Origin of the sequence: Galbibacter pacificus, from assembly GCF_029603165.1 — a bacterium.
Lineage (GTDB): Bacteria > Bacteroidota > Bacteroidia > Flavobacteriales > Flavobacteriaceae > Galbibacter > Galbibacter pacificus.
In genome coordinates this window covers 410216-433736 of record NZ_JAQSVC010000001.1, presented here as the reverse complement: position 1 = coordinate 433736, position 23521 = coordinate 410216, and the positions used below count along the sequence as shown (strand labels likewise).

At 37.9% G+C, this 23521-nt stretch carries 16 protein-coding genes; 6 read left to right on the top strand and 10 right to left on the bottom strand.

What is annotated here, in order from left to right:
• Positions 1-10: 10 nt before the first annotated feature.
• The 3 genes from PSF86_RS01810 to PSF86_RS01800 form a co-directional block, all read right to left on the bottom strand.
• Positions 11-925 (bottom strand): dihydrodipicolinate synthase family protein, encoded by a 915-nt coding sequence (locus PSF86_RS01810; protein WP_277898346.1) that lies wholly within the window; start codon positions 923-925, stop codon positions 11-13.
• A 153-nt stretch (positions 926-1078) separates the two neighbouring features.
• On the bottom strand, positions 1079-2530 hold the full coding sequence (locus PSF86_RS01805; protein WP_277898345.1) for a RagB/SusD family nutrient uptake outer membrane protein: 1452 nt from the start codon (positions 2528-2530) through the stop codon (positions 1079-1081).
• Positions 2531-2547: 17 nt separating this feature from the next.
• Positions 2548-5841 (bottom strand): SusC/RagA family TonB-linked outer membrane protein, encoded by a 3294-nt coding sequence (locus tag PSF86_RS01800; RefSeq protein WP_277898344.1) that lies wholly within the window; start codon positions 5839-5841, stop codon positions 2548-2550.
• A 128-nt stretch (positions 5842-5969) separates the two neighbouring features.
• Between PSF86_RS01800 and PSF86_RS01795 the strand changes: the two genes are divergently transcribed.
• Positions 5970-6686, top strand: coding sequence for a FadR/GntR family transcriptional regulator (locus PSF86_RS01795; RefSeq protein ID WP_277898343.1), 717 nt, complete (start codon positions 5970-5972; stop codon positions 6684-6686).
• A 116-nt stretch (positions 6687-6802) separates the two neighbouring features.
• On the top strand, positions 6803-7192 hold the full coding sequence (locus tag PSF86_RS01790; protein ID WP_277898342.1) for a hypothetical protein: 390 nt from the start codon (positions 6803-6805) through the stop codon (positions 7190-7192).
• Between the two features lie 221 nt (positions 7193-7413).
• Here the strand turns inward: PSF86_RS01790 and PSF86_RS01785 are convergent, their stop codons facing one another.
• The 6 genes from PSF86_RS01785 to PSF86_RS01760 all read right to left on the bottom strand — a co-directional run bounded on the left by PSF86_RS01785 (position 7414) and on the right by PSF86_RS01760 (position 19287).
• A complete protein-coding gene (locus PSF86_RS01785; protein ID WP_277898341.1) occupies positions 7414-8316 on the bottom strand; it encodes a carbohydrate kinase family protein in 903 nt (300 codons plus the stop codon).
• Between the two features lie 42 nt (positions 8317-8358).
• A complete protein-coding gene (locus PSF86_RS01780) occupies positions 8359-10050 on the bottom strand; it encodes a glycoside hydrolase family 32 protein (RefSeq protein ID WP_277898340.1) in 1692 nt (563 codons plus the stop codon).
• Between the two features lie 50 nt (positions 10051-10100).
• Positions 10101-11798, bottom strand: a complete 1698-nt coding sequence (locus PSF86_RS01775) for a RagB/SusD family nutrient uptake outer membrane protein (RefSeq protein ID WP_277898339.1) — start codon at positions 11796-11798, stop codon at positions 10101-10103.
• Between the two features lie 18 nt (positions 11799-11816).
• Positions 11817-14915, bottom strand: coding sequence for a SusC/RagA family TonB-linked outer membrane protein (locus PSF86_RS01770; protein ID WP_277898338.1), 3099 nt, complete (start codon positions 14913-14915; stop codon positions 11817-11819).
• A gap of 69 nt (positions 14916-14984) precedes the next feature.
• Complete coding sequence (locus PSF86_RS01765; protein WP_277898337.1) at positions 14985-16325, bottom strand: sugar porter family MFS transporter; 1341 nt, start codon at positions 16323-16325, stop codon at positions 14985-14987.
• Between the two features lie 244 nt (positions 16326-16569).
• Positions 16570-19287: a substrate-binding domain-containing protein gene (locus PSF86_RS01760; protein WP_277898336.1), complete on the bottom strand. Its 2718-nt coding sequence runs from the start codon at positions 19285-19287 to the stop codon at positions 16570-16572.
• Positions 19288-19539: 252 nt separating this feature from the next.
• On the opposite strand from PSF86_RS01760, the gene PSF86_RS01755 reads away from it, so the two are divergent.
• The 4 genes from PSF86_RS01755 (at position 19540) to PSF86_RS01740 (ending at position 22133) form a co-directional block, all read left to right on the top strand.
• Positions 19540-20139, top strand: coding sequence for a Crp/Fnr family transcriptional regulator (locus PSF86_RS01755; RefSeq protein ID WP_277898335.1), 600 nt, complete (start codon positions 19540-19542; stop codon positions 20137-20139).
• A gap of 72 nt (positions 20140-20211) precedes the next feature.
• Positions 20212-20910, top strand: a complete 699-nt coding sequence (locus PSF86_RS01750; protein WP_277898334.1) for a dienelactone hydrolase family protein — start codon at positions 20212-20214, stop codon at positions 20908-20910.
• A gap of 19 nt (positions 20911-20929) precedes the next feature.
• On the top strand, positions 20930-21379 hold the full coding sequence (locus tag PSF86_RS01745) for a DMT family transporter (RefSeq protein WP_277898333.1): 450 nt from the start codon (positions 20930-20932) through the stop codon (positions 21377-21379).
• Between the two features lie 7 nt (positions 21380-21386).
• On the top strand, positions 21387-22133 hold the full coding sequence (locus PSF86_RS01740) for a GNAT family N-acetyltransferase (protein WP_277898332.1): 747 nt from the start codon (positions 21387-21389) through the stop codon (positions 22131-22133).
• 257 nt (positions 22134-22390) lie between these two features.
• Here PSF86_RS01740 and PSF86_RS01735 read toward each other — a convergent pair whose 3' ends face one another.
• Positions 22391-23416, bottom strand: a complete 1026-nt coding sequence (locus tag PSF86_RS01735) for an aldose epimerase family protein (protein ID WP_277898331.1) — start codon at positions 23414-23416, stop codon at positions 22391-22393.
• Positions 23417-23521: the final 105 nt, after the last annotated feature.

The following is a 23521-nucleotide window of genomic DNA, read 5'->3' as shown; positions in this document are numbered from 1 at the left end:
AAAAAGCTTTTTAATGTTCTTTTATGAGTTTAAAATAATCAAGAGATTCCAAATTCTTTTCCAGGACATTAAATTGATTTGTTGTTAACGGCAATATAGGAGCCTTTGGAGGCCCAAAATTATGCCCGATCATTTGCATAATAGATTTTTGTGCCGCAAGGCCATCAAACTGTAAAAAGACATCTATAAGCTCAACTACTTTAAGGTACGCATCCACTGCCAGTTGATGATTTTCGGTACCATAATTTTTCAATATTGTTTGATAATAGGGAGACATAAAGTTGTAAGTGCTTCCTATAAAAGTATCGGCACCCATTGACAAGGCAGGTAAAAACAATTCATCGACACCAAAAAACATTTTAAACCTATCTCCGAAATTTTCCTTGCAAATCATGAAATCATCTAATGCAGGAGCGGTATATTTTATACCTCCAAGTTGAGGTATCCGCTTTTCCAATTGTTCAAGGAACAGGTGCATCTTAAAATTTAGGCCTGTTTTACCTGGAATATGATAGTAAATAAAAGGTATTCTATCTTGACAGTCTGCAATTTTCTCCACAGCATAGGTTAGTTGTCCGAGATTCTCAATACTGTAATAAGCTGGAGGCGTTGCAGAAACGGCATCGGCCCCAATTTGAATTGCATGCCGTGTGAGGTCGGCACTTACCTCATAACTGGAATGACTTACATTTACAATTATTGGCACTCTTTTGTTTATTGCCTCGGCATATGCTTCAACTATTTTGTTTCGTTTATCTACTTTTATGGAGAGCCCTTCTCCGGTGCTTCCCATTAAATAAAACCCGTTTATGCCATTATTTATTAATTTATCAACCAGCACAGGTATTTGTTTAAGGTTAATATCACCATTTAAATTGAACGGGCTAAACCCCGCGGCTATCAACCCTTTAAAGTTTAATTTCATTTTTATAATAGTATCAATGTGAAGTTAATCACTGGTTATCTATACAATAGAGGACCTATTAAAATAAGGTCGCTTTTGCCTTTGATAGTTATTGTTATTGATTTTAAGGCAAGGAAATAAATCCCCGCCCTAAAATCTGCTAACTAGGCTACTCTAATTATATCCTTCTGTTTGTTCTATGAGTTCATTCTCGGCCATTACATTTTCATTTACCGGCCATAGAACCGGTATGTTCTTTCCATTAAGGTTAGGAACTTGATTGTATATATTAATTGTTCCTCCCGCATCAAAGCGAACCAAATCCCAATACCGTTTCAATTCTAAAAACAGCTCCCTTCCACGTTCGTCCAGGATTTCTTTTTCTACGGACACCTTATCGGTTGGGCCATTATATTCCCCAATGTTGGCTCGGTTCCTTACAATATTCAAATCGGCAATAGCTCCTGTTGTTTGGTTCAAGGCTGCCTTTGCCTCAGCCCGTAAAAGCAACATATCTGCCCATCTGTATACTATAATATCATTATCATAAAAGGTATCGTTATTAAAATCGGTTCCTTTAAATTTATTTTGACTAATTGAAAGCACATCCGGTTCTGTATCTGCATCATTACCATCCTGAGTAAGGATTGGGATAAAAGTCCTTGTTGCTCTTTGATCATTATCGTTTGTAAATAAATTTATAATAATCTCACTGGGCCTGTAGTTATGCCTTGCATTGAAACTTGTAGAAGTAGGCACATCAGGATTTAAAACAGGGTCTACATTCACATCTCTTGAAGTAACTGTACTAGCGTACATTCCAGCCTGTTCATTATAATCCATAAAAATACTGAATATGACTTCGTTGTTTGCCTTGGTATCAAAAATAGCCCCAAAGTCATCTAGAAGTTCTACCCCTTGTATATTATTTATAGCCGTTATAGCTGCTGTAAAATCGGACTCGCCACCACCTAAAACTTTACCCCTCCATAGACTGGCATCGGCTTTTAAAGCATAGGCTGCAGGCATACTTGCGCTATATTTAGAAACAAAACCTGGGTTGGGGAAATAATTTAATGCCATTTCAATGTCGGCAAAAACAAGGGCAAAAACTTCAGCAACAGGGCTTCTTCCCACTATTTCAGTATTTTGATCCACGGGATAAGCAATCAATGGAACATCGCCCCATATTTTAGCCATCTGAAAGTATATAAAGGCCCTTAAAAAGTAGGCTTCGCCCAAAATTTGACCCTTATCGGCTTCACTATTGAATTCAATATTCTCTGAAGCCGCAATAATAATGTTAACGTTATTGATTAAATTATAATTAACACGCCAATTAGGGCCATTTCCACCATTTAAATTCTGTCCCCAGGAATCTGATACCGAACCTATGAGCCCCACTTCAAAAGAATCCCCTCTATCTTCTCCATACAGGGTTCTGTTATACTCATCTCTTTCACCATCGTAAAGCCCTGTGAGCAACGCCCTTAAATCTCCTTGCGTTTTTGGAAAATTCCCCCCCGTTATACTAGAAGGGACTTCGGCTTCTACGGCACTTTCTATACAAGATTGTAAGCTTACAAGAAGAAAGCAACTAATTAAAATACCATATATAGTTTTCATGTGTCTTTTTTTTAACATTAAAAGGAAACTGTTAATCCTAAAATTATTTGAAAAGGTCTTGGATAAATCCCTTCATCCACACCGTCGTATATTTCTGGTGTTAACCCGTCATAGGCAGTGATATAACCAAGATTGTAACCACTTAGACTTAAGTTGAAATCGGACAGGCCTAAATCCTTGAGCTTGGAATCTTGCAGAGGAAAAGCATAGGATAAGCTAACCTCCCTAAAAGCAACAAAGTCGCCTTTATGGAAGTAAAGCGTATTGTCTACACCGCCATTTCGGCTTCCTATATTACTGTTTGAAGTTCCCCCCAACCCCCTAACATGGTTCCTGTAGCCGTTATCATAATCAGAAGCATTGTCGTACCTTGGGTATTTAGCAATATCTCCTTGGTTGTGCCAAAAATCATCTCCCAAAACATCGGTAGTTGTCATTACGTTATTTCTGGCATTCCCATTGGCCCTTGCGCGCCATTCGTTGGCTATGACATGGCCAAAAGCGTAATCCATGGCTACTCTCAACTGTAAGCCTTTATAATTAAACGTATTAACCATTCCCCCCAACATGTTTGGAGTTTGATATCCTACAAAAACCAAATCCTTTTCATCTATTTTATCATCCCCGTTAACATCGCGCCATATAGCATCACCACCATTTTTAGGGTCCCCAAACTTAGAGCCTGAAACATACATATCTTCCGGGGCATTAGCTGCCTCTTCGTCTGTGGCGTATACCCCAATTAAATCCCATGCCCAAATACCGTATGGTCTTTCGCCTTCTGCCAATCCACCAACTTCCATTTCACCCCCAGTTTCGGGATCGTAGATTACACCCCCTTGAATCCTGTTCTTGGCTCTTTCATTATCGGGTAGTTCAACGACTTTAGTTTTGTTGTATGCATAGTTAAAATCGGTATGCCATGTAAAATTATCCGACTTCAGGATATCCACACCAACTTCAATCTCAATTCCTTCGTTTTGAATACTTCCTAAATTATCCCTAATGGAGCTAAAACCGGTCTGTTGAGGCAATAAGCGGTCTATTAAACGGTCTTCGGTAGTTTTTTTATAATAATCTACCAAAAAATTCAGCCTATTATCAAATGCTCCTATATCCAGGCCTATATCTATTGTTGTGGTTGTCTCCCATTTTAATTGCGTGTTGGCCAGCTGGGAAAGCAAGGCACCTCCCTGAAAATTATAAGAACGTGTGCCGTATTGGCCCTGTGTATCTTCTATGGTCAATCCGGCAAGGGAACCTGCTTGCCCCCAACTCCCCCTAACTTTGAGCTTACTTATAAAGTCAACTTTCCAAAAAGGCTCTTGATGGACGTTCCATCCCAGAGAGAATGCGGGAAAAAATGCAAATTTGTTTTCCTCGGCAAATTGAGAGGCCCCATCATTCCTGTAACTTGCAGAAACCAAATATTTGCCCATATAGTCATAACTTATCCTACCAAAATTGCTAAACAGTATGTTTTCCACAATACTACTGGTAACCCGTTCTTGATCTGTTGCCGATGCATTTATGGTAGATATTATATCTGTAGGGGCATTAGAACCTTCTCCCCTAATATATTCCCTTCGTTCCTTGGTATAATTAACCCCGAACAAAGCATCGAAATGATGTTCGCCAAAACTTTTTTTATAGTTCAACAATCCATTGAGGAGCAACTGATTGAATCCAGATTCTTCCCGAACCGATGCCCGGTCTGGGATTTCAGGTGAAGCCCTCTCGAAAAAGTTAAACGTAGACTCATCCCTAAAGAATGAAACTGACGGTTTGAAAGAAAATCCTTCGAACATCTTCCATTCGGCACCTAAATTCAACGTTGTTAAATATTGTTTTGATTCTATGTCCTGATAGTACATTTCATGCAACCTATTCCTTGGCGAGCTTCTACTCTCTCCAAGTGCCGGGGTGCCATCATCATTTAAAAGCCTTAGTGTGTGGGGCAACCTTGAGGATCTATTGATAGAGTTGCGAGCGTCTTGGATCTGGTTACTCTCTTGATAACTAAAGTTAACGCCGGAATTAATCAAAAAATGATCGCTCACTTCAAAACTTCCGTTGCTAAGGCCGCTAAACCTTTTAAAGCCGGTCCCAAGAAATGTTCCCTGTTGATCCAGATAGCCCAAGCTAACATTATAATTACCAGTTTCACTACCCCCGCTAAAGCCTAAGTTAATGTCATGCACCTCGGCCGTAACAAAAATGAGGTCATCATAATTATTATCCTTGAAGATTAAGGTATTATCACTCACGGGATCATCCATTAATTGATATCCTTGATTTTCAAGTAAATCACTAACATAGGCCTGACCTTCAATAGCAATTAAATTATCTAAATAAGCTAATGTGTTACGATTAAACCCGTATTGTCCACGCTGTGTAAGCGTTTGGACCGAATAACCAAAATTTGTATTCTCGAGCCTATCGCCAGGTTTCTCCAAGTTTATCCCCCGCTCTGCCGCAGTTCTTGAAACCCTTATATAATCTTCGGCACTTGTCCAGGGATATGTATTAAGTTGTTGTGCCAATCCCGATTTATAACTTACCCTTACCTGTCCTTTGGTATTCCTTTTACCAGATTTGGTGGTAACGAGAATAATACCATTACCTGCCCTAGCACCATATATAGCGGTTGAAGCAGCATCTTTTAGCACTTGAATCGTTTCAATATCAGAAGCATTCAATCCATTCAAACTAGTTCTATAGACCCCATCAATAATATATAATGGGTTATTTGCCGAGCTATTGGCATTTACCTGTGTACCTCCACGTATATACACCTGTCCGGCGGCGCCCGGTTGCCCAGAATTTACCTGAATGCTCAAGCCGGCCGCCTTACCCTGTAAAGCCTGTATAGCATTTGCCGATGGGTTATTTTCCACTTCTTCAGTTTTAACTTTTGAAACCGAACTGCTTATTAAATTTCTAGATTGCTTACCATACCCAATTACAACCACATCATCCAGTTGTTGAGCATCTAATTGCATTGAGACATTTATGACCTCTTGCTGCTTAACGGGAATTTTTTCGACCTGGAAGCCTATGTATGAAAACACAAGCACATCAGTAGGTTGCACTTGAAGCGTGTAATTCCCATCAAAATCAGAAGTCGTGCCCACCTTTTTTCCCTGGAGTGTAATATTGACCCCAGGCAGTGGTTGATTTCCAGATTCATCAAAAACAGTACCTGTAATAGTTTTTCCATCTTGACCATACATAATAGACGCAATGGTCATAAGTATTAGCAAACACCATGTCTGCCTTTTTTTTTGTGTTAGTTGGTTTATTGATTTCATAATTTTTGTATATTGTAGGACAATATTATTGTGCTAATATAGTATTTTATTTTAATTCACAAAAATTAACTGAAAAACTTTATTACATTTGTCCTACAAAACGACAATACCGATTTTAAAAAAATAGTATGAAAGAAGAAAGCAAACCAACCATCAAGCCTGTACAAAAAGAAAGTATGGTAGACCAGGTAGAGAAAAACTTGAGGATATACTTTAAAGACCATGGATTTAAACCCGGTGATGCCCTTCCCACAGAGATGGAATTGGCCGAGAGCATGAACGTGAGCAGAAATGTAATTAGGGAAGCCTTGAGCAGGTTTAGAATGTTAGGACTTATATCTTCAAATAAAAGAAAAGGGATACAATTAATTAAGTTCAATCTTTTTTCGGCCTTAGAACGTGTTCTAGACCCGAGTGTTTTGGATAAATCTACCTTACATGAATTATTTGAACTACGGATTATGCTTGAAATAGGGATGGCCAATGCATTATTTAGAAACGTTACCCCTGACGATATCTTTAAATTAAAGGAGATTATACATTCTTATGAAGGGAATGATGGCTCTAAAAACAAGATTGATTACGAAATTAGCTTCCACTCCTATTTATATAAAGTTTCTAAAAATGAAACGCTATACGGTTTTCAAAAATATTTAAAAATTGTTTTTGATTATGTCTTGGAAATAGAATCCCAAACAGAAATGCATAAAATCCCGCCAAAAAAAGTAGATCATATGCAATTGGTTGAGTGCTTGGAGAATGGCACCGTAAGTGAATTTCAAGAGCTAATGCACCAGCATTTTAGCACTTATTTTGAAATGGATTTTTTTAAAAGGAACCATTAAGTTGAAGTTGTAATATTTATAGATCTCTATGACTCCTGGGATGCTACTTTTATACATAATGGACTGTAATATCGTTTTTTCATGCTTCTAAGATATTTGTTTTATACCTCCTGTCCATGAGCAGGACAGCCGCACCATATTTAATACTGAACTCAAAAAAACCGGAACATTATGGAACCCTTTTTGTAAAATATTGGACCAAGGACAGAGAGGAGGCAAACAACATTAATGCGTTTTCCAAATTAAGCTTATACAATGGCGTTGCCTTTGAAAAAGATTCCCTGGTATTTATTTCATCAACAATTGGCGGAAGGTACGAACTCACAAATTCCGATAAGATATATGCCTACCGGGAAAGCCTCATCTCAAACGAAAGAGTAGTTACCCGGCAGGACATTGTTATCTTATGCCAAAAACACTATAAAGACGCCATACAGGATGTTGAAGTTAAAAATGGCATCCAAACAAGCTTGGAAAACAATGTAGGCTATACCCCCTACCATTGATATTTACATTACCAAAACCCTAAAAAAGAATACTCCGAAATTGAATGGGAATTTCTAAAGGATGACCTTTATTGTTTAATTAAAAATAGGGCTATAAACATTGTGCCCTACAGGATTATCAATAAGTAGATTAAAAATATAGCATACAAAAAAATGATACAAATAACGGTAAAACCGCATCCGTACCATTTTCATGCTAACTAACGCTACAAATTGATTTTTCAACCGTTCTCTTTCCCGTTGATAAAATTATTTATCCGGGTTTCTTTCAATATTGGGTTAGCGCCACTTTCAGCGGCTACCAATGCACCAATACCACAGGCAAAATCCAAGGCACGCTGTGGGTTTTCACCTTCCAACAGTTTGGTAAGCAGCGATGCCAAAAAAGAATCGCCAGCCCCAACGGTATCTTTTACGTTTATTTTGTAACCACTGTTATAATAGTACTTTTCTTTATGGAACAACAGTGCTCCGTGCCTTCCTTTTGTTACACAAAAAGAAGTTGCCTTAACCCAGGATTTTATATATTCAAGGTTTTGTTCCAATGAATTATATGGGGATCCCATCATTGCGCCAATTTCAAATAGCTCATCATCATTAAATTTTATAAAATCGGCGCTTTTCATTAATTCTATAAGAATCTCATGACTGTAATAACCTTGTCTCAGGTTTACATCCAATATGTTATATTTAGATTTTGAAAGCAGGTTTATTAAGGATTTTCTGCTCTCCGAATCCCTACATACCAAACTACCGTAGATAAAAGCATCTGCTTGGGTTACGGATTGGAGCATGGATGAGCTCAACGGTATTTTATCCCATGCTACAGGATATTTAATTTCATAACTTGCAGATCCGTTCTCATCCAGATTTACATTTACAACACCCGTAGGAAATTCAGCAGAAACCGCAATGCAATTGGTATTAATCCCTACCGAATTTAAATATGTTATGATTTCTTTTCCGCGGATGTCTTTGCCCACACTGCTTATCATGGTAGTTTGCACGCCAAAACTCTGAAGCCTCAAAGCTACATTTAGCGGTGCCCCGCCAATTTTCTCGCCATCCGGAAACACATCCCATAGCACCTCACCGAAACAGGTAATTTTCAAATCATTTTTCATTAGAAATAACTATCCTTTTTATCATTTGTACTTTTCTCAAAATTATTTCCAGATACTCTTCAATTCATATACTTCACTTGTAGCATGTATGCTGCCACCTTTTACCGTTAGGTTGATATCTTTATTATTGCCATCTATATTAATATTGACAGGCATAAAGAATACCCCGTTTTGTGCAAAAATTTCCAGTCCGGTTCTATCAACGTATATGGTAAGGTCCAACTGATTGCTTGTTAATGGTAAATGTGCATCAACACCATCGATACTCAACGTTTCTGTTTTTACGTTATAAATTGCTTTCACCCCTTTAATTGAAAGTTCAATCTGGTTGGAAGTTATAGAAGTAAATTTGGTGTGAATTTCCAAAAGGTCGCTTTTAATATTCTTAAACTGAAAAGCTTTCCCGTCATTTATCTCGCTATCTTCAAATGTATGGTGCTTTTTTCTTAATTCTTTTAACTCTTCGACCGGCTGACGGGCTATTCTCAATCCATCGGATGTTTCGAGTAGCTTTATTTCCATGGGAATGCTCATGGATTGATTAAAGTTATTGCCGTCTCCTCCTGTATGCGTTCGCCACCAGCCAATTTCTATTCTACGTCCTTTGGGTTCGTTATTGAAAGTTTGTGCTGCATAAAAATCCCTTCCATGCTGCCCGTTGAGTTTTTCCTGTTCGGGAGTAAATTCTTCACCATCAAATGTGCCAATGGCATATTCGCTATTGGCTCCGGTTAAAATCCACTTCTTAATGTCGGGGTTTCCTTCTACCTCCAACTGATAAAACTCTGGGCATTCAAATAAATAACGGTCATTGTCTATTCCTCCTTTTACAATACTCGATGTTTCCCAGTCTTTTAAGTTGGGCGATGTTAAGAAGTGCATGGTATGCTGCTTTCCTTCAAGCTCTACATAAACCACCATTACCCATTTTTTTGAAGGCTCGTGCCAAATTACCTTTGGGTCCCTGTTTCCGTCCGTAAACTTTGAAACTACTGGGTTTTTCAATTTTTTAAATTCCCGGCCATCTGTACTGTATGCCAGTCCCTGAATCCAAGATCCTTCAGCAGTATAGAATAAAACCATGGGAACCCTAGAGTCGTTGCCCAAAGTACTTGTATTGTTTTTATCTACAACGGCACTTCCACTGAACATGGTTCCAAAACTATCAGGATATAATGCTTCCCCAACTTCTTTCCAATGCACCAAATCTTTGCTTACCGCATGCCCCCAATGCATATTTCCCCATTCTACGCCATAGGGGTTATGCTGGAAGAACAGGTGATACTCTCCTTTGTAGTACACCAGCCCATTGGGGTCGTTATTCCAGCCTCTTTTGGGTGAAAAATGAAACTGTGCTCTTTTTTTCTCGTGATACAATGTTTTTGCATCCTTTTCCTTATCGGATTGTTGTATCATTGAAAGCGCTTTGGACATATTTGCTCCTGTTTTAACATCAAGCTTTAATGATTTACCCTTCCACTCACTAATATCGAGGTATGCATACCAATCGGGGGCTTCATTCGTCAATTCAATATCAAAGGACCTAAGTTGTTCGTTTCCATGGTACAATACCACTTTTTCTCTTTTTACCCCATTTTTAACGGGCAACAACAACCATTTTTTACTTGCCTGAATATTTAAGGGGCTCTGTTGCGACTGACCATTTTGATCATCTTGAGCCATAACAAGCATTGGTAAGGTAGCTATAAATATGTATATAAAGAACTTTTTCATCTGTTTAAAAAATTTTGTTTTCTCTGTAATATTATGCATCATTAATAAATCTAATATCCTGTATTTTGTTTGTACACGTTTCTACTAAAGTTAATTTGTGCCAAAGGGATTGGGCAATATTCTTCTAAATTAGGGTCAAAATGCGCCTCTTCATAATAAACCCTCTTTTCTTTTTCCCCTTCATAATATTTATTAAGAACCTCATCGGCTACGCCCCATCTTACAAGGTCAAAGAAACGGTTGCCCTCCATGGCAAATTCCAATCTCCTTTCAAACCGCATTGCTTTTCTGGCAAAATCTTGTGTCCAATTACAGTTTACCCCATCTTCGTATAAAGCCACTTGGGTATTGTTGGCATACCCGTTAATCAAAGTAGTGCTTTGCCCTGCTCTTTGACGAATCTGGTTTACCAGCGGCAGCGCCTCTTTGTGCCTGCCCAATTCAATAAGTGCTTCGGCCCGCATCAATAGAACATCGGCATAACGGATTTCAATTCTATTTTTAGAATTGCCATAAAACGGATCTATGTTTACAAAGCAATCGCAATCGGGGGAAACGTTCTCTTTTAAAGAGGCATAAAACCCATACGTGCTTGGGCTCCTGTTCCAACTTTCTTGATAAATATAAGAATTGTTATATTTATATGGCAATCCAGGAATGGCCACTGTATGATATAATCTAGGGTCTACCGTAGTTGCATTTAGGTTGTTATAATCTAAGTCTGAATCATTAAAATCATCAAGCAAGGGAAGCCCATCGGAATTAGTTTTGAACGCATTGACCAGGTTCTGGCTCGGTTTTTGAAAATCGCAACATCCAAGACCTTGTGGAGTGGATAGTACATCAGAATAATTCAAACGTCCGTGAAGTGTGTTGTCGTTGTTTGAAAACTGAATAGAAAATACAGATTCGGAGCCGTTTTGGTAACTCCCCGGAAGGAAATTAAAGCCAAAATCATCCTCCAACTGATATTTTCCCACAACCTCATCGGTAGCTTGAATAACTTCTTGCAATTTTTCCTGATTGATCTTTACCACATTGTTATTCTCGTCCTGTTCGTAAGCTTGGTACAATCTTACCTTTGCTAAGTAAGCATATGCTGCAGCACTATTTACCCTTCCAATCTGGTCTTGGTTTGCAGGAAGGTTTTCTGCGGCGCTTTCAAAATCTTGTGCTATGGCTTCCCATAATCCATCATTAGAGAGTTCACGGTTGGATATATTTCCATATTCTTCAATTGGGATATCTTCAGTTATATAAGGTACATATTTAAACATTTCCTTCAGCATAAAATAAAAATGTCCTCTTAAAAAATGCATTTCTGCAATTCGGACGTCTTTTAAAGGATAATCACTTTTATCAATCTGGTCTAAAGCATTTAAAGCTTTATTAACTCGGGAAATGGCTATATAAGAGTTGTACCAAAACCGGTCCAGCTCTCCAAAATCGGTCCGAATATTATTGGACACTTCAAAGAAATGAAAAACCTGAATATCGTTTGGCCCGCTCCCACCTTTGTAGGCATCATCAGAACGAACATTTCCATAAGGCCATAAGCTAAAGGGGCTATCGTAATGGTCGTTGCCCAAGGCTGCATATGCAGCAGTAACAAATCCGTCAATATTATCGGGGTTTATCAATTCGTTTTCTTCCAAGACGGCGTTAGGGGTGTTTTCCAAATAATCTGAGCAGGAAGTAGCCAAAACTAAGGTCAAAAGTCCTAAAATACTATAATATATTGTTTTCATCATTCTCATTTTTATTGTTTAGAAAGTAAGGTCCATTCCAAAAGTTACTGTTAATGGCAAAGGATATCCAAAGGCTGCATTCTCGGGATCCACGCCGGTAAAATCTTTGCTATGTACAGTGAAAAGATTTTGTCCACCTGTATACAGCCTTAATTTGCTTATTCCAATACGCTCAATGGTATTTTGCGGTATGGTATACCCAATTTGTAGGTTCCGAAGTTTAAAATAATCGCCCGGCTCTATGTAATATGTCGAAAACCGGGATTCTGCGTTATTGTCTATGGTTGTAAGTGCAGGAATATCAGAATTCGGGTTGCTTGGTGACCAGGCATTAAGCAGCCTTGTTCCCTTATTGGAGCCTACATCGTCTACGCTCCAAAAATCGGTTTGGTATTTTCTTGAGTTGATAACATCCACATCGCCAACCCCGTCAAAAAACAAATTAAGATCAAATTGTTTATATCCAAAACTCATATTAAGTCCATAGGTAAAGCTCGGGTTCGGGTTTCCTATCCAATCGCGGTCTAGATCATCGATAACACCATCTGAATTTAAATCTTTGTACCGAATCCTTCCCAAACCTTTCCCTTGTTGCTCGGCAGAATTTTGAAGTTCCTGATCCGTTCTAAAAAGCCCGTCGGTCACATATCCATACATGGAATTAATTGGTCTTCCAAGAATATTATCATCTGTACCATTTCCTCCATAATTGTTTTGAACTTCTATGGGCAAGTATGTTATCTTGTTTCTGTTCAATGCAAAATTTCCGGAAATTTCATAGGTAAAGCCACTAGTATTACCTCCACGATACATAAGTGCCAATTCAACTCCCTTATTTTCCATAGACGCACCATTTACCCAACGGTTACCGCCTTCTCCAATAGCCCCCAAATAAGGTGGTAAAACCAAAATATCTTCGGTTTCTTTATAATAAAAATCCAACGAGCCACTTAAGTGCTGTTCAAAAAATCCAAAATCCAACCCTATATTGGTCTGTGTGGTAGTTTCCCATTTTAGGTCATCGTTCCCTATTTGTATAGACCTAAACCCGGATGGCAACAAACCGCTACCGGTGCCCGAAAAGTCATAAGCAGTACCATAGGATGTTCCCCAAGTTGGATCGCCACCGGCATAATCGGCTATGTACAGTGAGTAAATGGCGTTGTTCCCTATTTCTTGGTTTCCTGTTTGCCCCCATCCCAACCGTAGTTTAAGATCGGATATCATGGTTGCGTTTTTCATAAAGCTTTCGTTGCTTATGCGCCATCCGGCAGAAAATGCCGGGAACGTACCAAAACGGTTGTTCGCACCAAATCGAGAAGAACCATCCCTTCTAATGGTTGCCGAAAATAAATACCGGCTATCAAAATCATATTCTAATTTTCCAAAAAAGGAAACCAAGCTATAGCCGGTAGCCCCCCCTCCAGTAAAAGATTCTCCTGTTCCGGCATCGGGATACATGTATTCTGGGGTTTCCAATAAAAAATCCTGTCTTCTTAAATAGGTATTTTGATATTTTTCCCTATATAATTCCGTACCCGCTAAAAGATTAAACTGATGTTTGTCGAGGGCAAAGTTATATGTGGCCGTGTTGCTCCATGTTATTTTATTGGTTGTATTTTGATCGATGTTCACTGCATTTTGGTCGTTTTTCAAATACCCCGACACATAACTCCTTTGTAGCGTCCTTTGATAAAAACTTCCCTGATCGATCCCAAGATTTGTCTTTACATGAAGGTTTTTAATAGGTTCCACATCTATGTAAACATTCCCGAAAATACGTTGAAACTCCTTGTTGTTATCCTTATTGTATTCCAATAACCTTACAGGGTTTTGGCGGTCGTTCATTCCTCCCACCGGACCACCCCAACCTTGACCGTCTGCAGTTCTAACGGGTATAATAGGAAGTGCTTTTAAAGCAGGGTCTAATACACTTGGACTTTCAATCTCGTCTGTTCTGTTAATCGTAAAGTTTTCTCCAATGGTAACCCTGCCGTTTAAAAGTTTATATGAAGAATTCATCCTTGCCGATATTCGGTTGAAGCTAGATTCCTTAATTATACCTTCGTTATCGTAATACCCCAAGGACAAGAGGTAATTTCCTTTTTCAGACCCATTGGAGACCGATAAATTATAAGATTGTGCTATCCCCAGCCTTGATATTTCATCATACCAGTCTGTATTGGCCGATTTTATGGTCTTTTCGGCATCCAAATATTCAGGGATAATGATATTGTTTAGCGTTGGCGTTCCACCGTTTTCGCTCCAATCAAATTGATAGCTTAAGTTATTGGTATTTGGGTCTATACCATCGTTTATCATGGCCTGCCACAGCACTTGGCCGTATTGATCTGCATCTAGCACTTCCTGTCTATTTGCATATTGAGAAAAAGAAGTATAGTTTTGAAAATTCACGCGCATCTTTCCATTTTTACCTGTTTTTGTGGTAATTACAATAACTCCGTTTGATGCCCGCGAGCCATAAATACTGGCCGAAGCGGCATCTTTCAATACTTGAATAGATTCAATGTCATTGGGATTTAGTTCCTGCATCCCAGACTTGGTAGGCACTCCATCGATTATGTACAAAGGATCTGTGTTATTAAGGGTACCGACCCCTCTAATTAGTACTTTGGTACCTCCTCCGCTCGGGGATCCATCCGAAGTTATTTTTACACCTGCAACCCTGCCTTGCATGGCCTGCATTGGGTTTGCCTGCGGCTGTTTATTCATCTCGGCTATATCAACCACAGAAACCGCTCCTGTAATGTCTGCCTTTTTCTGCGTTGTATATCCCGTAAGCACTACTTCGTCCAGTTGTTGTGCATCAATTTTCATGGCGGCATTGATGGTAGTATTTCCATTTACGGGAATCTCGACCGTGGAAAAGCCTATATAGCTTATCACCAGTATGGCATCTGGGTTTACTTCTGAAAGGGAATAATTACCATCAAAATCTGTTACGGTCCCCTTTTGAGTGCCCTTTACGATTACCGTTACCCCGGGTAACGGCATCTGGTCTTCTTCGGCGGTAATAGTACCGCTAACTTCCGTTTGCTGGCTCCAAAGTGAAAAGGAGAACAACAAACAAAAAAACAATAAAGTATAATGCTTCATAAGTTTGAGTTTTAAAGTTTTAGTTTGCTTGTTTTTATATATAATTATTACTGGTTAGCATTTTATTTTTCATATCCGGTTAGATTTTAATTTCGTCTTCAAGGATAGTTCTTCCCCTAAGACCTCCAAGGATTTCCCTTTGGTTTCGGGCATCAAAAAAAGTACGAACAGGAGTTGCAAAAACATCATAAAGGCAAAGAACAGAAATACATAACCAGCACCAATTGATGTAAACAATACCGGCACCACCGAAGGAACAATGGCCGCCAGCACCCAATGCACGGAAGACCCGAATGCCTGACCAGAGGCCCGTAAATGATTGGGGAAAATCTCAGAAATAAATACCCAAATAACGGCACCCTGCCCAACAGCATGAGATGCTATAAACAAAAAAAGGAATATGGGCACCCAAAGGCCTCCCCAGTTAAAAAAGAAAGCCGAGGCTACCAATAAGAGAGACACGATATACCCAAAAGAACCGACGAGCATTAATTGTTTCCTTCCAGCTTTATCTATTAGGAATACCCCAATTAAAGTGAAAATAAGGTTGATGGCCCCTACGCCAATACTACTCAGTAACGAAGCGCTTTGTCCCAATCCGGCTATTTCAAATATGCGGGGGGCATAATAGAGGAAGGCATTGATCCCGGACATTTGATTAAAAAAGGCAATAAAAAAGGCCAACATTAACGGGAAACTATACTTTTTTATGAAAATAGATTCTCCAGTAAATTTGTTTTGACTTGCTGAGTTGACTTCCGTCCACAATTGTTCCACATCCAAATCACTGCCAATGGTCTTCAATATTTTTGAAGCTTCAGTTTTTTTGGATTTAGAAATCAACCAACGTGGACTTTTTGGAATGGCAACCACAAAGAACATATATAAAAAAGCAGGAATTGCTTCTACTCCTAGCATCCATCGCCAAGGTTGATTTCCTGCTTCTCTTAACAGGTAATTGGACAGAAAGGCCATCAATATTCCCAGCACTATATTAAACTGATATAAAGACACCAAACGTCCACGGCTTTTTGAAGGTGCTATTTCTGATATATAAGTAGGTGCTGCAATTGTAGAAGCGCCTACCCCCAAGCCCCCTATAAACCTAAAAGCCGCAAAAGTAAAGGGACCGTTTGCCAAAGCAGAACCTAATGCAGAAACCAAGTACAATATCCCTATTATGAATAACGTATTTTTTCTTCCGAACTTGTTGGTTGGAATGCCGCCGAATATGGCTCCCACCACTGTTCCCCATAAAGCCATGGCCATTACCACCGATCCATGAAAAGCATCGGTTGTGTTCCATAATTCCTGAAGTTGTTTGTCGGCACCTGAAATAACCACGGTATCAAAACCAAAAAGAAATCCTGCCAGTGCAGCAGTAATTGACCAGCGTATCAATTTATTCATATCATAATTTAAATGTTCGAAAACTAAACTATGATTAAAAAACCGACCTATATTTTAAGGAAAATTCAAAAAGTTCTAAAATTGTTAATCAATAACACATTCATATATAACAATTTTATTTTCAGCAAGTTACTTCATACAACCAATTAAACCCTACAACGTTGTAGTTTTGATTATGTAACATTACTTTAAAAATTGATACATAAAAATGGTTATCGATAACGTTGAAGTAAAAAAATCGTTTTTAATTCCTATAGCGTTTTGGTGTAATCCCGTATTTATTTTTAAATGCAGTGGAAAAATATCCGGGTGATGAAAAACCTACCCCGTATGCAATTTCAGAAATATGGAGTGAAGAATCCTGTAATAATTCCTGGGCTTTTTCCAAACGAACGCCATTTATATAATCACTGATAGAAACCCCCAATATGGCCTTGACCTTTCGGTAAAGTTGCACCCTTGATATATGCAATTCCTTAGCCAGTTCTTCGACGGAAAATTCCGGATTGTTTAAATTTTCGAGCACATATGCATTTATTTTTTTTACAAAGTCCTGCTCGTCTTTGTCAAAACCAACACTTGCAATACTATCCAATTTATTTGCATAATAATACCGCAAACGCTCCCTATTGTATAAAATTGTTTTTAATACCTGTTTAAGAGCATCCATCTGGAAAGGCTTGGTGATATAAAAATCGGCTCCGGCATTCATTGCTTTTATATATGAATCTTCATCGCCCATGGCCGTTAAAACGATAACCGGGATATGTGAAGTTCTAAGGTCTTCTTTCAGTTTTTTGGCCAATTCGAAACCGGAAGTTTCCGGAAGGTTTAAATCGCAAATAACGATATCTGGAATTATATCAAGTGCTTTTTCAATGGCATCGTTTCCTATGGAGATATAGATATTGTAATCGTTTTTTAATTGTTTTACCAGTAAATGGCACAGGTCTGTATTGTCTTCAATAATAAGCAAATCAGAAAAATTATCCTGCACAGATGCGGGCTCAAACAATATACTTTCAGGTTCAGAAGGTTTTAAGTGATTCTCAAATTCTTCAGTAATTTGTATATTATCGGGATATATTTTTATATGTTGAAGGTGTTTATTTCCCTTGGGGATAACAATAATGAATTCTGTTCCCTTTTGTGTATGGATTGCTATGGTTCCTTTGTGCAATTCTATAAATTGTTTGGCAATATATAAGCCCAAGCCAGAGCTAGGCCTATCATTGTTACTTGCTTGTACAAATGGATTAAAGATATTCTGTATGTCTTCTTGGGGAATGCCAATTCCGGTATCTCTTATGCATATTTTCACCTTTTCTTCTTCTTCAAAAATTTCGACCTCTATTTTTCCATGAGCCGGTGTAAACTTCATGGCATTGGAGAGCACGTTAAAGAAAACCTTGTCAAGGGCATTGGTGTCCACCCAAAGATAGCATGGGCTCTTGGGGTACTTTACCTTCAATTGAACGGAGTGCTTAACAGCTTCCAGTTTAAAATCGCCAAGTACGTGTTCCATGATTTCTTTTATATCGGATTTTCTTGGCTTTAAAGTAAAAGAATCTGTTTCTAACTTTCTAAAGTCCAATAATTCATTAATAAGCCTTATTAAACGTTTGGAATTATTTATAATAAGATTCATTTCAAAAGAAGATTGCCCAACAAGGGCCTTATTTTGTTCAAAAATAGTTTCTACCGAACTTGTAATAAGTGTGAGCGGGGTTTTAAATTCATGTGATAAAGCCGTAAAAAAATTAATTTTGCTATCGTTGGATTCTTTTAACTGTTGAGCAAACTTTTTTATTTGGTTACGCTGCGTTTTTATCTTTTCGTTAATTATTTCCAATTTACGCTTGCTGCGGCTAATTTTTACAGCTGAATATATGCTCCATAGTGCCAATGCCAACAATAAAACCAGCAAGCCAATCATTAATTTTATCATGCTGTTTTGCGATTGGTAGGCCTTTACTTGCTCATTGATTACTTGTTGTTGACCTTCTATATCGTTTTGTTGCTCCACAAGTTTATTAAACTGGTTTTGCATCAAATCCACATTTACCGAATCGATTACCACTGTGTTCAACGTATTGTTTTTATGTACAAACTCCCCATTAACTATTTTCACTGCAAGGTCGATTGCTTCTGCCCCACCCGTGGGGTATAAAATGGTAGCCAATAATATTTTGTCCTTTACATATTGTATCCCCCCATTTGGACCATATAACCCATCTACTCCAACAATTTTTACTTTATTTTGAAGGTCATGTTGCTTAAGTACTTCCCAAACTCCCATGGCCATACGGTCATTATGGGCAAATATATAACCAGGGGTCATGCTATCGAGAAGTTTGTCCAAAGGCCCCGTAACCGATGGTTTCTCCCAATCGCCGTGTATGGTGGCCACCAGTTTCACTTTTTCTGATTTCTTTAGTACAGATTCAAACCCTAATTGGCGTTCCCTTGCAGGCGATGAGGCTATATCTCCGGTAATTTGAACGACCGAAGTAAAATCTTTTATTCCCGATAAAATATATTTAGCCGCATCTTTTCCTATATCCATATTATTTGCTCCAATATATGCCGTATAGTTATTGCCATCAATCTTACGGTCTATAATTATGGTGGGGATCCCGGCCTTTAAGGCATTTTCAATAGCAGCGGTTACCGGTTTGGACTTAATAGGGGATACAATAAGAACGTCCACGCGTTCATCAATAAAGTCATGGATTTGCTGAATTTGACTTTCTACATTATTATTGGCGTTTTTTATTTCCAGTTTTACATGAGGATATAAAGAAGATTGGACCTGCATGCCCTTTTCCATCTCCTTTCTCCAGTTATCCGAGCTCATGGCCTGTGCAAAACCAACCTGAATGTGGTTCTTGGCCTCCTTGGGCCCACAGGAAATACATGTTGATATTATTAATAAAAAGTAAGGTATGTAACAAGTCCTCATGATAATGCAATAATAGCCCAAGTTAACCAAACATAATGTAATTATTAAAATAAATTAATGGAGCATGTTTCATTAAATTTTATATAACGGCTGCTGCTATGGTTTTTTAATCATCCCACAATACTAACTTAAAGGGAGATCGTAATTTTTTTGTGTTTTACGTTGGGTTATATCATAAAACCCATCTAAATAAAGAATAAATTTGTATACAACACGAAGAAAAATTAACCCCGCACAAATAAATGTAAACATATGCCTGAAGAAGAAAAAATTTTATCTAAATTGAAGACGTTTATATTGAGCTATTGCCCCATTTCAAATGAAGCATTTCAACTAGTTGCGAACATAGCCGAATTTCAGAAATTAGAAAGAAACGAAGTGCTGCTTTCTATGGGTCAGGTATCCAAAAAATTATACTACATTCATAATGGCGCCCTAATTGCATATTTTACCGATGCCCACGGAAACACCTATAATAAAAATATCTTCATGGAAGATCATTTTGCGGGCTCTACTGTTTCAGCTCTATTAAATACCCCGTCCGAATTTACATTACAGGCCATTGAAGACACCTCCGTGTTATGCCTTAACCACCAACAATATAAAAAGTTGATTTATTCCAACGAGGAACTAAAAAATTTTTACATTGCTTACCTGGAAAAGAATTGGGTTATTGAAAAAGAGCAAAGGGAAATTTCTATCGTTATGCAAGATGCAAGCACCCGATATGAAAAACTTTTAAATAAATATCCGGATATCGATAAACGGATTCCATTACAGCACATTGCTTCAAACCTTGGAATCACACCCACGCAATTGAGCCGGATCCGTAAAAAATTGAAAGAAAAATAGGTCCACTCAACATATGTAAAGAGTCGAACAATGTAAAGCCCATACTTTTGTTTTGTAGAAAACAGAAAAGATATGAGACCTGCACAACAATTACTGCCAATCTCCTACAAATGCCAAGATGATAAATTAAATGGATTCATCACTTCCAATAAAGGAAAAGATCTTCCCGCAATCTTAATATTGCCAGCATGGTTGGGTATTGATGACGAAGCAAAAAATGCGGCCTTAAATTTGCAGGCCGAAGGCTATATGGCTTTTATAGCCGATATTTATGGGGAAGGAAACATTCCTGAAGACAGTGAAGAAGCTTCAAAAACTTCAAAATGGTACAAACAACATTTTGAGCATTATCAAAAACGGATTTCAGTAGCGCTAACCGAATTAATCAAAGCCGGAGCCAATCCACACAAAATAGCAGTCATGGGATATTGTTTCGGAGGAACCGGAGCCCTGGAGGCTGCCCGGGGAAAACTTCCCGTTGTCGGAATTATCTGCATCCACGGTTCGCTTTACAAAGACCCAAGACGGAATAATGATGCTTTTGATGCCAAAGTTTTAATACAACACCCAGCAGATGACCATACAGTTACAAAAGAAGATTATGAGAACTCAATCCTGGAAATGAAGGAAAGCAATGCCGATTGGCAACTGATTACATATGGGAACAGCAAACATACTTTTACCAATCCAAAATCTTCCGATTACAACAAAGTCATGGCTAATCGTGCATGGGAACATGCACTTCAATTTTTGGCTGAGATATTGAAATAACTTTTATAAAGCAACTGCTATGAACCAATATTATACAACAATAATTGCCTTTTTTGGTGGAATATGCTTGGCGGTACAATCTGCATATAGCGCACAGTTAGGAACCCTAGTTAAAAAGCCCATTTTGGCATCGATTTCAACCTATTCCAGCGGGGCAATATTTGCCATTGTTTTTGTTTTACTATTTTCTAAAGATAATATCAGCATACATACAGCAAAGCAAGTGCCGTGCTACTTATGGTTTGTTGGAGGCCTTTTTAGCGTTACCGGAATTACACTATACTATTTTGCCATACCAAAAATTGGCATCGCCAAAATGATGGCTTTAGGACTGTGCGGCCAGCTTATTTTTTCAATTATTGCCGGGCATTTTGGCTGGCTAAATTTACCAGTTGAACCCATCACTACAAAAAGATTAACGGGAATGGCAGCAATGATATTGGGAATACTATTGATAACTTCAAAATAGCATGAAAATGAAAAATTTAACTGAAAACATACACAATTTAACTTCTCTATGGCAAATAGCCGGGGCTGCTTCAGGACAATATACCGAAGAAAAAAGATTTAGTCACAGCCTTATACGGGGCGCACAGTGGCCAAACCGAATTTGGCTCAACAGATTGGCCGACTATGATAGTATAGAAGAAATATCTCAAGTAATAAAGCATTCCAACCATGTATTGAGCATTAGCTATTGGGATGATTTTAAGAGTGATGCATTTGAGCTCTTTGAAAAAAGAGGGTTTCTTGTAAAATCCGAACAAATAGGAATGTCCCTTGAATTAAAGATGAAATTTGAACATCAAAAACGGGTGCAGCTAAAAAAAATCGTTACGGACAAAGAAGCAGCTATTTGGGAGAACATATATCCGCAAAGTTTTGGGTATGTTATTTCAGCAGCCACCATTCTTCATACAAAAAAACAAATTAATTATTATTTGGTCTATCTTGACACGGAACCCATAGGTACAGCTATTACATACGAAACAGGTACTGTTATAGGAATTCATGGAATGGGTATCATTCCCACATATAGAAAACAAGGCCTTGCTGAAGAAGTAATCTTAAAGCTCCTCAACCAGGCCATTGATGGTAAGAAAAATTTAGCAACACTGCAAGCTTCATCCATGGGTAAGAACATCTATAAAAACGTTGGATTTTCTGAAGATTTTTTAATGAAAAATTATATTTATGGAAATGTATGGTTCTATGATAATTAATCAAAATACGATTAGATAGTTCATTAAAGAATCAGCCCGTTTATCAAGATCAAAAACGAACATCAGTAATACCATAGCTTGTAATTGACTCATCTTCACGTATATGGAATTATTGTTTTTAATCGGATACTCAACTCCTTTAATGAAACTGGCACTACTACATTACATAAATAGACAATACATGATTATCAAGAGTTAAAATTGGAAATAGTCGCATCAATAAAATAGCGCTATTTTGGTGTTTTTTTGCTTTTTATCTACCCCGAAATAGTCTCAAAAGAATATATAATTTCTTGTCGATATATTTTACCGGGAATTAGAAAGGTATCTGAAAAATGTTCATGATTAGGGCTATCAGGATAAAACTGACACTCCAGACAAATTCCCTGAAAAGGCTGAAATGATTGGTTCTTATTATAATTTCCATTTAAAAAATCTCCTGTATATATCTGTACACCAGGATATGATGTGTAAACATCCAGTCGTATCCCAACATGAGGCTCATACAAAGAACAGATTGGTATTTTGTCTTTCTGATCTTGACTCTTCTGCGACCTAATGAAATAGCTATTCATTCCGCGGCCTATTGCTTGTAGGTTTTCTCCAAGACTTTTGTGATTTACGGGGTAATTTGAAGAAATAATTTTTCCATTGGGAATAAATTCTGAGTCCGTATCCAACATTTCAGTAGCATCTATTTTTAAGAAATGATCCCAAATTTTCGACATACTGCCGGTCAAATTGAAATAACAATGATTTGTAAAATTCAAGGGGGTAACCTTTGTTGCCCTGGCAAAATAACAAATCGACAAGTTATATAGCGTATCCCATTTATAATGCACTTCAAATTGAACATCCCCCGGAAAACCACTTTCTCCGCTAGCAGACTTTAATGATAGAACAAGTAATTGACCTTTAATTTCATAATCAAAGATTTTAGAGTTAAATCCATCTTTACCGCCATGATTTTGATGAAGCCCGTCATTTGCCTCTAAATTTATATCCTCATTATTATATGTAAAAGATGCATTTTTTATTCGGTTGGCAAACCTACCTATGGTAGCGCCTATATAACAAGTATCATCCTGGTACCCTTGTAAAGTTGAAAATCCCAAAACAACGTTTTTCAAGCCCCCTTTATTATCAGGAACATATATGGATTTTATTATGGCTCCGTAATTTGTAATTTCGACATAGGAGCCATTATTATCTTTATATTTAAAAAGATAGACAGTTTGGTTGTTATGTTTCCCAAAATAACTCTTATTCCATTTATTATTCATTTATATACATCATAATTAACAATATACCTATCTTTAGGCATTAGATAAACACAATCAAAAATAGCGGGATACCTGCTATATACAATGGACTTTGCTTTTAATAAC